The following is an 11,923-nucleotide window of genomic DNA, read 5'->3' on the forward strand; positions in this document are numbered from 1 at the left end:
GTCTCTTTTCATTTGCATTATAGTTGACTTAAAAGCCAATTTGTCGCATCTTCAAAGTTTTCTGCAATGTAGTTTGGTTCAATATGTGCCCACTTGTCTCGGTACGTATGTAAAGCGTCGTATCCAGCGCCTGTTCGTACTAAAATCGTTGACGCATTCACTTTTGCTCCTGCAACGATATCAGTCCAGCGATCACCAATTACAGCACATTGTGTTAAATCAAGCCCGTGTCTTTCAGCTGCTTGTAGCAGCATGCCTGTATTTGGTTTACGACATTCGCAACCATCACCGTGTTTATGAGGACATACATAAATATCATCAAAACCGAAGCCTTCTAATTCTTGTACAAAATCGGTTACAGTTGCTATCCCGTCAGCGATACCTGGCTGGTTTGTAAAAGAGAAAATTTTTATATGATTAGCTTTTAGTTTTTGCAAGGATGTTTTTGTAAAAGGAAATAATGTAAATGATCCTGGGTAATGTATTGTAGTATCGCCACCAATTGTACCGTCACGGTCAATGAAAATTGCTTGAAAGTTTGTCATAGTTATAGTCCTTTCCGTTAAAAAGTAGTTTAAAAATATTTTACAAATCGGTAACCATTTACTTCATATCCTAATTTTTTGTAAAAAGGATGAGCCTCTACTCTTTTTGTTCCACTAACTAGCCATGTGCCAATGCAATTATGCTTCTTTGCTAATTGCTCTGCATAATCCATTAATACTTGCCCAATGCCTTTTCGTCGTATTGTAGAATCAACGCTAATAATTGAAATTTCCCCATAACGAGTTACATCTTCTAAATTTTCACGTATACGAAACCCAAGTAATCCAAATATAGTTTCTTCTTCCTCATAAACATATAAAAAATCAAAAGGACTCATTTGTACGAATTGCAATCGGTTGTTCATATCTTCATAGGAAATAGAGGAACCTTTTAATTCTTTCGTCAAAGAGCAAAGCGCATCTATATCGTCTATCGTCGCTTCACGAATTTGAAAAGACATATTATCCACTCCAATAAAATGTAATCAAACATTTATTATTCTGTTAAAAAATATTTTTTCCTGCTAGGAAAGTAAATATTTTATAATGATATATAAATAGTTATATATTATTCTTTTCCTTGTTTGTATTGGAAATGGAAAGAAGGGGAATGTATGTTAGAAGTAAATATCCGTTCTGCTGGATATGAAATAGGTGAAAAAACAATTCATGATATCGCTTTTTCTATTGAAAAAGGTGAATTAGTTGCTCTTATTGGTGCAAATGGTGCCGGGAAAAGTACGACGATTAAAACGATACTCGGGTTACTTGTAAATGTGGATGGTGAAATATCATTTGGCGAGAAGAAAAATCCGTATGCATATGTGCCAGAACACCCGACATATTATGATTATTTGACGCTTTGGGAACATATTGAATTATTAATGGCAGCTCGCGAGAACGAAGCCGGAAGCTGGGAACGGAAAGCTGAAGAGTTATTACATATGTTTCGAATGGATAAGCATAAACATGAGTATTTATCAAAGTTTTCTAAAGGTATGAAACAAAAATCGATGCTTATATTAGCGTTTTTAACAGAACCAGATTTTTATATCATTGACGAACCTTTTATCGGACTAGATCCAGTAGCTACGAAAGAGTTTTTAAGTTATTTATATAAAGAAAAAGAACGCGGGGCAGGAATTTTACTTTGTACGCACGTATTAGATACAGCTGAAAGAATTTGCGAAAGATTTTTACTCATCTCTCAAGGTACATTAGTCGCAGATGGCCATTTAGAGGCAATTCAAACGTTAGCAGAAATGCCAGGAAGTTCATTATTAGATTGTTTTGATGTAATCGTAAGGCGTGAACAGCATGATTAAAAAACAATTTTATAAAAGATTACGCCATGAACTGGGGCGCAAATGGAAGTCCATACGTTCTATAACTGATTGGACGGTTGCGCTATATATTATTATTCCGGCACTTATATTTATGGGAATTTATTATCGTTCACTATGGATGGAAGAACTAGCGATAGGAGAGACGGTTTTTTTCGGATTAGGCCTACTCGCATTTTATGTGATTACATATGCAAGAGGAGTTCGCTCATTTTTTGAGCAAGCGGATAGTTTATTTTTAATTTCGTATCCCGCTCACATGCAAAAATTAATCCAGTATGGCATGACATATACGTTTATTCGAATAGCGATAACGAATGTAGTAGTTGTTGTTGCGATGTTACCAGTGTTGATGAAAAGTATTGGAGTGACGAAGATACAAGTCGTATTATTTTGGTTATTCTTTACTCTATTTCGATGTATGTTGTCGTTATTAACGAGATATATTCATGTACGTGTGGGGAAACGATGGCTACTATGGATTATAAAAAATGTAATATTTTCTATAAGTCTATCCTTTTTGGGAATGAGCCTGTTTCTTATTTATAAAAATCCATTTTATTCTATACTATGTATCGGTCTAGTAGTTTTTCTAATTATCGCATTGATAAAAGAAAAACTAAATTATAGAAATTCCTTTTTTAAAGAAGTTGAAAAAGAAAAAGAAGAAAGTATGCGCTGGACGAGTGGGATTATGCAAGTTGGTGGTCATGCAGCTAAACCGAGTAGTTCGAATAAAAAGCCGTGGATGTTTCCACGTTCTAAAAAGTTTTTAGGGAAGAAAACTGATGATCGTATTGTTGAATCCTTTTTGAAAGAATTTTTCCGTACAAGTAGTGCAGGAATATTTTATATTCAAATTGTATGTATAAGCGCGATAAGTATTGTTATGAGTCCTAGGTGGATTGCAGCTATTATTCTTGCATTTGCTTTATTTGCAATTTCCCGCTATGCACGCGATTATTGGGCTGAATTTGCGAAAAAAATGTTTCTTCATTTATATTGTGATGAAGGAAAATTACTATTGTTAAGATGGAAGGCAGATCGCTATTTATTACTTCCAGTAATCCTTTTATATGGAATAATTATCCTTTCTTATTTTTATTTATTAGCAGCTGTAATTGCCGGGATTATTTTTATAGTATGGATTGGTTGGATTGTATTTTTACCATAGAAAAAGAGCCGAAAAATGGCTCTTTTTCTAATCTGTCACACATTGATAAATAAAATATACTAAAACGAGTATGCTTGCGGCGGAATACATGACATCTAAAGTCATCGGATCTCCTCCTCATCATTGTTGTATTTTTATTGTATGAAATCTTACAATTTCATATTCAAGTGAAAAATATGTGAACGTTAACAAAATTGTAAAGTGCAAAAATTACAATCATTTTGTATAATAGAGGAAACAACCGTTATATAAAATATAATGAGTGAAAGGGGAGGAAACATACATGCCAAATTGGTTTAGAAAAACCTTAGTCGCATTAATTACCGTATTTACATTTGGTTTAGTGACGCCTCCTTCCATATTGCTTGATAATGCCAAAGCTGCGGACAAGCCTACAAGCACAGCTGGGCAACAAAATTTGGAGAGTACGTCCTATACATATGAAGAAACGAATGACAGGTTAACCACCGATACTTTTATTACTTACGCAATGCAAGAAGCAGAGAAACAGTCGATGCAAAAGTTTGGTACTAAAATTGGTCCAGTAATTGAAGATGAGTTTAAAGATGTAATATTACCGAAGATTGAAGAGGCAATTGCTGAACTAGCAAATGATGTACCGGAAGATTCGTTACAATCATTAGCGATTTCTCAAAAACCAGCTGGTGGAAATAATGAAAAGATTTTTCACGTTTACGATACGAAAACAGGAAATGACTTATTGCGTTTCCACGTAAGAAGAGATCATCCACCGCAAGATGGGTATTATTTTAATTTCCACTATCACCGTTTTGATGATGGGTACTCCGGACATCATGAGTTGGGAAATATTTATTGGAATACGAATGTGCCGCCAAAATGGCTTTCTTAAAAAGAACAAGAGAAATCTTGTTCTTTTTTTATGTTTATAGAAGGGTAAGACGACTATGTTGTTGAATAAAATAGGTTTAGAAAAAGAAGTAAAGGGAGTAGGACAATGCAAAAATATATTGTTTTTGACTTTGATGGCACATTAGTAGATTCACAAAATATATTTGTACCAATTTATAATCAACTTGCTGAAAAGCACGGATATAAAACGGTAAGGGAAGAAGAAATTGAGTATTTACGTAAATTAACGATGCCAGAAAGATGTAAACAACTTGATGTACCGCTGTATAAACTACCAATATTAGCGCTGGAGTTTTATAAATTGTATCAACCTGCCATAAAAGATCTTATTTTGTTCCATGGGATGAAAGATGTATTAGACGAACTACATAAAGAAGGCTACGGAATTGCAGTCATATCATCGAACTCAGAGGAGCATATTCGTGCGTTTTTACACAATAATGGTATAGAAAATATACAAGAAGTGTATTGTTCTAAAAATTTGTTCGGTAAAGATAAAATGATTAAAAGGTTTTTAAAATCGAAAAAGATAACGGAGAAAGATATGTTATACGTTGGTGATGAACAGAGAGATGTAGCGGCTTGTAAAAAGGCAGGGGTGAATGTAATTTGGGTATCTTGGGGATATGATGTCATTGAAACAGTGAAAAAAGATGCACCAGATTATATGGTCAATACACCTATGGAAATTGTACAAGTAGTACAAGGGGCGTATTCTTAATATGAATACACTTCGAGCAGGTATTCATCATATTGAATTTTGGGTAGCGAATTTAGAGGAGTCCATTTCTTTTTATGATATGTTATTTTCTATAATTGGCTGGAGAAAGTTAAATGAAGTAGCATATAGCACAGGAGAAAGTGAAATATATTTTAAAGAAGTAGATGAAGAAATCGTAAGAACTTTAGGACCAAGACATATTTGTTACCAAGCTATTAATAGAAAAGTAGTTGATGAGGTAGCAGAATTTCTTTCTAGCACGAAAATAAAGATAATACGTGGTCCGATGGAAATGAATCATTATTCGGGAGGGTACTATACGATTGATTTTTATGATCCGAATGGGTTTATTATAGAAGTGGCTTACACACCAAATGTAGAAATGTAAGGAGGAATATACATGAAAACAATTACAACATGGCAAAACAATATACAAATAGTAAAAGATGCAACGAATATTGCAGAAATTTCTAAAGGTTTTTCACCGGATAAGAAATATATAGTTACGACAATTGATGAGGAAAAATATTTGTTACGGATTGGCGATATACAAGAGTATGAAAGAAGAAAAATAGAGTTTCAAATTTTAAATGAAATGGAAAAACGTAACATACAGGCACAAAAGCCGATTGAAATAGGTATATTGGAAGATGAAAGTGTATGCTATAGTATTTTTTCGTATTTAGAAGGGGAAGATGCAAAGAAGCTATTGCCTACGTATTCACCAAAAGAACAATATGAAATTGGTATAGAGGCAGGAAAAGATTTAGCAAAAATGCATACATATGAAGCTCCTAATGATATACTTCCATGGTATGAAAGAGCAATGAAAAAACATAGTAAATATTTAGAGGCATATAAAACATGTGGAATAAACATAAAAAATGATGATAAAATCATAAAGTTTATTGAAGAAAATGAAATATCTTTAAAGAACCGCCCCAATCGATTTCAACACGATGATTTTCATTTAGAAAATATAATTGTACGGGATGGAAAATATGTAGGTGTTGTTGATTTTAATGGCTACGACTGGGGCGATCCACTTCATGATTTTGTGAAAATTGCACTGTTTGCAAGGGACATTAGTATTCCGTATTCAATCGGACAAATAGAAGGATACTTTAATAGAAAAATACCAGAGGAATTCTGGAAATTATACACGGTGTACGTTGGTATGACAGTTTTCTCCTCAGTTGTCTGGACATTACGAGCAGCGCCGCATATGTTAGATGATATGTTAGAGCGCCTTACTATAGTTTTAGAGGATCATAATAACTTTGAGTTATCGAAGCCAATTTGGTTTCAACCAAATAAGATTGATATGAAATAGAAAAGGTAGGTGTGATTCGCACCTACCTTTATTTTTTACCATCAAAATACTTATTTAATTTTCTTAAATGCAAGCGGCTGAGTACTTAGCGTAGCTGGTACATGTAACTGAAGGGAAGGGAATTCACCGTTCACACTCATTTCATATGCAAATAATAGATTCATCTTCATTTGGAATAAATCAACTTTTGCAGAAAAGATGTCGTAATGATGATGTGTTAATTGAATGTCCATCTCCATAAATTGTACAAATAACGAATCATCTCGCTTGTATACTTGTAATGTTCCGTATGCCGGATGTTCGAAAGTACCAGTATAATCCTCTAATTTATGAGAAGGTGTAGTTCCTTTAATTTGTTCTGGAATGGATTCAGTTGCTTCTTTTATCATTTCCTTCATTTTTTCAGTATCTTCTACAGCACGTTTATGCCAATCAATGGATTCTAATTCAAGTAGTTCGTCATAAATTTGATTAGCGAGATAAGTAGGAAGTAATGTTCCTCCAGCATTCGTTAAAATGACAAGGCCTATGTTTTCTGTTGGTATGAATGAAACAAGCGCTGAAAATCCATCGATATTACCGCCATGATGAATTACTTTTTTACCACGATAAGCGCTAATAAACCAACCAAGACCGTAACTATTTAATGGAGATTCAGGGAGTGATAAAACCGGTTGGTCTGGAATGGAATTGTGTGGTGTATACATTTGTTGTAATAATTCAGAGGAGATTAATTCATGATCTCCAAATTTTCCTTCATTTAAGTGGAGAAGTACCCAATTTGCCATATCTTTAATTGTAGAATTGATACAACCAGCAGCGCCAACGGTATCAATGTTGCGGAATGGAACTTCTTTTATTTCACCGTCATTTTCAATGTAAGGTAAAGCGTATTCATCTGTCGTTTGTGAATTGGTAACAGAGAAGTTTGTATGTCTCATATTTAAAGGTTCTAAAATATGTTCTGTAGTGTATTGCTCCCACGTTTGATTTGTTATGTTTTCTACAATATAGCTAATTGTCGCATACATTAAGTTGTTATATAGAAATGATGTGCGGAACGGTGCATCAAGTGGTAAATGTTTTATTTTTTCAACGAGATCTTTTCGAGATAAGGAAGAGCTGTACCAAAGGGCATCATGACGACTTACCCCGGTACGATGAGAAGCTAAATCTCTTCCTGTAACTTGTGAACTAGCAAGTAGTTCAGATAAAGAGAAGTTAGGTATATAAGACTGGACAGGAGTATCCCAATTAAACCTTTTTTGCTGTGCTAACAAACTTAATGAAAGTGTGCCAAAAGCTTTCGTTGAGGAACCAATTGCGAACAAAGTACGCGGTGTAACTAGTTCTTTTGTCTCTAGATTTCGATAGCCAAATCCTTCTGAAATAATAACTTCACCGTCTTTTATAATAGCTACAGCAGCTCCCGGAACGTTTAAATCCTTCATCATTTTTTCAACCGTTGTTTGTAAAGAAGTCATAACAGGCGTTTCAATTTTAGACATACTTCTAACCTCCAAATATAATTTTTGTTCTACCGCACTATACTTTCGGTAATAGAAAATGAAAACCTTTTTAAATATGGAAAGTTAATAATTTTGTAAGGATGAATAAAATTATTATTTATTTAGAATTTTATTTTTATTATAATTAATTTAAATTAAGATTTAGAAAAGATGGTGAAGAAGTGTGCTAACAATAAAAAAATTGCTCTGTGATAATAAAAATAATCCGATAGGTATAGATTCGAAAGTTGTTAAAATTAGTTGGCAAATCGAGTCGAGTAAACGAAATGTAAAACAACTTGCGTATCAATTGCAGGTTGCGAAGGATAAAGAGTTTCAAACTATAGTATTCGATTCACAGAAGGTAGAAACAGATCAAAGTTTATATATACCAATTAATTCGTTTTCATATAGTACGGAAACACGCTATTTTTACCGAGTGAAGGTATGGGATAATTACGGAGAAGAATCACCTTGGTCAGAAGTAGCATTTTGGGAGACTGGATTACAAGGGCAAAACTGGAGCGGAAAATGGATTGCTGCGAAAAAAGAACGCACGCAAGTTATGTCTTTTCATAAAAGCTTTTCTATTAAAAAATTAGTTAAAAAAGCACGTTTATATATGACTAGTTTAGGATTATACGAGGCTTCTATAAATGGAGAGCGTATTGGAGATTGTTATTTTACCCCTGGATGGACAAGTTATGATAAAAGGATATTGTATCAAGCATATGATATAACGCATGTATTAAAGATTGGGTATAATGATATTTCTACTCTGGTAGGTAACGGCTGGTATAAAGGGCCGATTACTATGCAGCATGTACGTAATTATTACGGGAAAAGACGTGCGATAATTGCTCAAATACATATCACGTATGAAGATGGAACGAAAGAAAAAATTGTAACAGATGAAACATGGAAAGTAACTCCAAGCCCTATTTTGTATTCGGAAATTTATGAAGGAGAAGTTTATGACGCTAGGCTAGAAGAAAGTGAACAAGTGCTAGAAGATGGTGAAGTAATTGAGCATTCCAAACAAATAATTGTTGCACAGGAAAATGAAGCGATTCGTAAAGTGAAAATTATAAAACCAATCGCTATTTCAAAACTACCCAATCATGAATGGCTTATTGATATGGGGCAAAATATGGTAGGTTGGGTTCGGTTTAAAGTCCGTCATGTTTATACTGGACAAAAGATAGAATTGCATCATGCTGAAATATTAAATAAAGACGGTTGCTTTTATACTGGGAATCTCCGAAAGGCAAAACAAAAAATAGTGTATATAGCAAAAGGAGAAGAGGAGGAAACGTTTGAACCTCATTTTACTTATCAAGGCTTTAGATATGTGAAAATAAGTGGATTAACCCAGCCCCCTCAAATAGCAGATTTTGAAGGGTGTGTATTACATACAGATATGGAAAAAGCAACAGCATTTGAAACGTCTAATCCATTAATCAATCAACTTCATCATAATGTGGAGTGGTCTCAAAGAGGGAACTTCTTTGATGTGCCAACAGATTGTCCGCAGCGGGATGATCGACTTGGATGGACAGGAGATGCACAAATGTTTATTGGGACAGCTACGCAAATTATGAATGTGCAATTGTTCTTTAAAAAATGGCTCCAAGATTTATCATTAGATCAAAATGTGAATGGAGCTGTGCCATTAGTTATTCCAGATGCATTTGGGAAAAGAGCGGATTTTGATTTACATACTTCTGGCGGTTGGGGCGATGCAGCAATTATTTGTCCATGGGTTCACTATTTACATTACGGAGATGTATCCATTTTAAAAGAGCAATATAACAGTATGAAGAAGTATATAGATTACATACGTTCACAAGGTGAAAATGAGTATTTATGGGATACAGGCTATCATTTAGGGGATTGGCTCGCATTAGATACGAAACCTGATGTATATGAAGGCGGAACAGACAAGCATTTTATTGCGACAGCTTATTACGCGTATTCTACATCGCTTTTACGAAAGGTTGCTGAGATTTTAGGTGAAAATACAGATGCTAAGTTTTATGCTGAGCTACATGGAAATATTGTTCAAGCGTTTCAAAATGAATTTGTTACACCGAATGGTAGGTTAATTTCAAATACCCAAACAGCCCACATATTAGTACTTCTTTTTGAACTAGTGAAAGATAATGTGAAGGAGAAAGTATTTAATCGATTAATTGAGCTTTTAAAAGCAAATAAAAATCATTTAACAACAGGTTTTATAGGAACACCGTATTTAAATTTAATATTAAGCAAGTTTAACCGTCATGACCTTGCTTGTAAGCTTCTATTTCATGAAGATTATCCATCATGGTTATACCAAGTGAAACGAGGTGCCACAACGATTTGGGAACATTGGGATGGTGTGAAAGAGGATGGAACCCTTTGGAATGATAGTATGAATTCGTACAATCATTACGCATATGGTTCTATCGTTGAATGGATATACCGATATATTATTGGATTAGAAGTGGATGAAACAAAACCAGCATATAAACATTTTTATATTCAGCCTCATTTTAATTCTAATCTAGATTGGGTTTGTATTAAGCGTGAAACAGCATATGGGGAAATTAAAATTGATTGGCGTGTAGAACATGGACAAGCAGTATTGAACGTTGATGTGCCAACAAATACATCTGCTACATTACGAATAGTGGAAGATGATTGGAGGTCAAGTGATATGCCTGAAATGAAATTAGGTTCAGGCGCATATGAATTTAGATTTTGTAAGAACATACAGAAGTAGAATTTTGTTAAGTATAGAAATGTTTTTTTATAAATTTAGTTTGTTCAATCTGTTAGCATTAAATTTATGATAAAATCCATATAGACTAGAGATTTGAAAGAAGGTTTTTCTACATATGAAACATGCTGAAAATGAATACTTAAATTTATGCCGCCATGTAATGGAGCATGGTACGAAGAAAGAAGACCGTACAGGGACAGGCACTGTATCTGTATTTGGATATCAAATGCGTTTTGATCTAAGTAAAGGTTTTCCTTTATTAACAACAAAGAGAGTGCCGTTTCGACTTGTAGCAAGTGAGCTACTTTGGTTTATGAAAGGTGATACAAATATTCGTTATTTATTGCAGCATAATAACAACATTTGGAATGAATGGGCATTTAAGAGTTGGGTAGAAAGTGAAGAGTATACTGGTCCTGACATGACTGATTTCGGTCTTCGCTCACAACAAGATGAGGAATTTAAAGTTCAGTACGATGAGCAAATGGAATTGTTTAAAAAGAACGTTTTAGAAGATGATGATTTCTCAAATAAATATGGTTATTTAGGAGACGTATATGGTAAGCAGTGGCGTGCTTGGAAAACGACAGCTGGTGAGACACTCGATCAATTAAAAGATGTAATTGAAATGATTAAGAAAACACCAGATTCGCGTCGCCTAATTGTTTCTGCGTGGAATCCTGAAGATGTACCAAGTATGGCATTACCGCCTTGTCATACGTTATTCCAATTTTATGTAGCAGATGGCAAACTTTCTTGTCAGCTATATCAAAGAAGTGGTGACATATTCCTTGGAATTCCATTTAACATTGCAAGTTACTCGTTACTAACACATTTAATTGCACATGAATGTGGACTTGAAGTAGGAGAATTCGTTCATACAATTGGAGATGCACACATTTATACGAATCATTTTGAACAAGTAGAAAAGCAATTGGCACGTGAACCACGTCCATTCCCGAAACTTATATTAAATCCAGATGTGAAATCTGTGTTCGATTTTGAAATGGAAGATTTAACAATTGAAGGATATGATCCACACCCAGCAATTAAAGCACCGGTTGCAGTGTAATTGTAGAGGAGATGAAAAGATGATAGTTTCATTTATGGTCGCAATGGACGAGAATAGAGTAATTGGTAAAGATAATAATTTACCTTGGCGCTTACCGAGTGAATTACAATATGTAAAGAAAACAACGATGGGTCATCCGCTTATTATGGGAAGAAAGAACTATGAAGCGATTGGTAGACCACTGCCTGGAAGACGTAATATTATTGTAACTCGCAATGAAGGGTATCATGTTGAAGGATGTGAAGTAGCACATTCTGTAGAAGAAGTGTTTGAGCTATGCAAAAATGAAGAAGAGATCTTTATTTTTGGCGGAGCACAAATTTATGATCTCTTTTTACCTTATGTAGACAAGTTATATATAACAAAAATCCATCATGCATTTGAAGGAGATACATTCTTCCCAGAAATGGATATGACAAATTGGAAAGAAGTTTTTGTTGAAAAAGGTTTAACGGATGAAAAAAATCCGTATACGTACTATTATCATGTATATGAAAAGCAACAATAATAATAAGGATTGATGTGAATATTCGCATCAATCTTTTTATTTATATCCATCAATATAGGTTTAT

The 11,923-nt window shown here is 34.2% G+C and carries 12 protein-coding genes; 9 read left to right on the top strand and 3 right to left on the bottom strand.

The window, feature by feature from the left end; translation table 11 throughout:
* Positions 1–17: 17 nt before the first annotated feature.
* Positions 18–545: an HAD-IIIA family hydrolase gene (locus PSR14_RS11740; RefSeq protein ID WP_000181094.1), complete on the bottom strand. Its 528-nt coding sequence runs from the start codon at positions 543–545 to the stop codon at positions 18–20.
* A gap of 29 nt (positions 546–574) precedes the next feature.
* Positions 575–1,006, bottom strand: a complete 432-nt coding sequence (locus PSR14_RS11745) for a GNAT family N-acetyltransferase (protein WP_000009783.1) — start codon at positions 1,004–1,006, stop codon at positions 575–577.
* A 153-nt stretch (positions 1,007–1,159) separates the two neighbouring features.
* Between PSR14_RS11745 and PSR14_RS11750 the strand changes: the two genes are divergently transcribed.
* The 6 genes from PSR14_RS11750 (at position 1,160) to PSR14_RS11775 (ending at position 6,007) form a co-directional block, all read left to right on the top strand.
* Entirely contained in the window at positions 1,160–1,870 is a 711-nt protein-coding gene (locus tag PSR14_RS11750) for an ABC transporter ATP-binding protein (RefSeq protein WP_000895233.1), read from the top strand.
* On the top strand, positions 1,863–3,062 hold the full coding sequence (locus PSR14_RS11755; protein WP_000592557.1) for an ABC transporter permease: 1,200 nt from the start codon (positions 1,863–1,865) through the stop codon (positions 3,060–3,062). The genes PSR14_RS11750 and PSR14_RS11755 overlap by 8 nt, the downstream gene beginning before the upstream one ends.
* 283 nt (positions 3,063–3,345) lie before the next feature.
* Positions 3,346–3,933: a YpjP family protein gene (locus PSR14_RS11760; protein WP_001134413.1), complete on the top strand. Its 588-nt coding sequence runs from the start codon at positions 3,346–3,348 to the stop codon at positions 3,931–3,933.
* Between the two features lie 105 nt (positions 3,934–4,038).
* Positions 4,039–4,674: an HAD family hydrolase gene (locus PSR14_RS11765; RefSeq protein ID WP_001174997.1), complete on the top strand. Its 636-nt coding sequence runs from the start codon at positions 4,039–4,041 to the stop codon at positions 4,672–4,674.
* A 1-nt stretch (position 4,675) separates the two neighbouring features.
* Complete coding sequence (locus PSR14_RS11770; protein WP_001094657.1) at positions 4,676–5,062, top strand: VOC family protein; 387 nt, start codon at positions 4,676–4,678, stop codon at positions 5,060–5,062.
* Positions 5,063–5,074: 12 nt separating this feature from the next.
* Positions 5,075–6,007, top strand: coding sequence for an aminoglycoside phosphotransferase family protein (locus tag PSR14_RS11775; RefSeq protein ID WP_000849688.1), 933 nt, complete (start codon positions 5,075–5,077; stop codon positions 6,005–6,007).
* Between the two features lie 50 nt (positions 6,008–6,057).
* On the opposite strand, the gene PSR14_RS11780 is transcribed toward PSR14_RS11775, so the two are convergent.
* Complete coding sequence (locus PSR14_RS11780) at positions 6,058–7,515, bottom strand: serine hydrolase (RefSeq protein WP_000034339.1); 1,458 nt, start codon at positions 7,513–7,515, stop codon at positions 6,058–6,060.
* A gap of 184 nt (positions 7,516–7,699) precedes the next feature.
* Between PSR14_RS11780 and PSR14_RS11785 the strand changes: the two genes are divergently transcribed.
* The 3 genes from PSR14_RS11785 (at position 7,700) to PSR14_RS11795 (ending at position 11,859) form a co-directional block, all read left to right on the top strand.
* On the top strand, positions 7,700–10,279 hold the full coding sequence (locus PSR14_RS11785) for an alpha-L-rhamnosidase (RefSeq protein ID WP_073540585.1): 2,580 nt from the start codon (positions 7,700–7,702) through the stop codon (positions 10,277–10,279).
* 115 nt (positions 10,280–10,394) lie between these two features.
* Positions 10,395–11,351 carry a thymidylate synthase gene (locus PSR14_RS11790; RefSeq protein WP_000679613.1) on the top strand — a complete coding sequence of 319 codons (957 nt, stop codon included), beginning with the start codon at positions 10,395–10,397 and terminating at the stop codon, positions 11,349–11,351.
* Between the two features lie 19 nt (positions 11,352–11,370).
* Positions 11,371–11,859 carry a dihydrofolate reductase gene (locus tag PSR14_RS11795; RefSeq protein ID WP_000637198.1) on the top strand — a complete coding sequence of 163 codons (489 nt, stop codon included), beginning with the start codon at positions 11,371–11,373 and terminating at the stop codon, positions 11,857–11,859.
* Positions 11,860–11,923: the final 64 nt, after the last annotated feature.

Origin of the sequence: Bacillus sp. A01H (genome assembly GCF_045277205.1) — a bacterium.
Taxonomy (GTDB): domain Bacteria; phylum Bacillota; class Bacilli; order Bacillales; family Bacillaceae_G; genus Bacillus_A; species Bacillus_A paranthracis.

Coding starts and splice junctions, on each gene's coding strand:
- PSR14_RS11740 (WP_000181094.1), bottom strand. CDS start 545: ATGACAAACTTTCAAGCAATTTTCATTGACCGTGACGGTACAATTGGT.
- PSR14_RS11745 (WP_000009783.1), bottom strand. CDS start 1,006: ATGTCTTTTCAAATTCGTGAAGCGACGATAGACGATATAGATGCGCTT.
- PSR14_RS11750 (WP_000895233.1), top strand. CDS start 1,160: ATGTTAGAAGTAAATATCCGTTCTGCTGGATATGAAATAGGTGAAAAA.
- PSR14_RS11755 (WP_000592557.1), top strand. CDS start 1,863: ATGATTAAAAAACAATTTTATAAAAGATTACGCCATGAACTGGGGCGC.
- PSR14_RS11760 (WP_001134413.1), top strand. CDS start 3,346: ATGCCAAATTGGTTTAGAAAAACCTTAGTCGCATTAATTACCGTATTT.
- PSR14_RS11765 (WP_001174997.1), top strand. CDS start 4,039: ATGCAAAAATATATTGTTTTTGACTTTGATGGCACATTAGTAGATTCA.
- PSR14_RS11770 (WP_001094657.1), top strand. CDS start 4,676: ATGAATACACTTCGAGCAGGTATTCATCATATTGAATTTTGGGTAGCG.
- PSR14_RS11775 (WP_000849688.1), top strand. CDS start 5,075: ATGAAAACAATTACAACATGGCAAAACAATATACAAATAGTAAAAGAT.
- PSR14_RS11780 (WP_000034339.1), bottom strand. CDS start 7,515: ATGTCTAAAATTGAAACGCCTGTTATGACTTCTTTACAAACAACGGTT.
- PSR14_RS11790 (WP_000679613.1), top strand. CDS start 10,395: ATGAAACATGCTGAAAATGAATACTTAAATTTATGCCGCCATGTAATG.
- PSR14_RS11795 (WP_000637198.1), top strand. CDS start 11,371: ATGATAGTTTCATTTATGGTCGCAATGGACGAGAATAGAGTAATTGGT.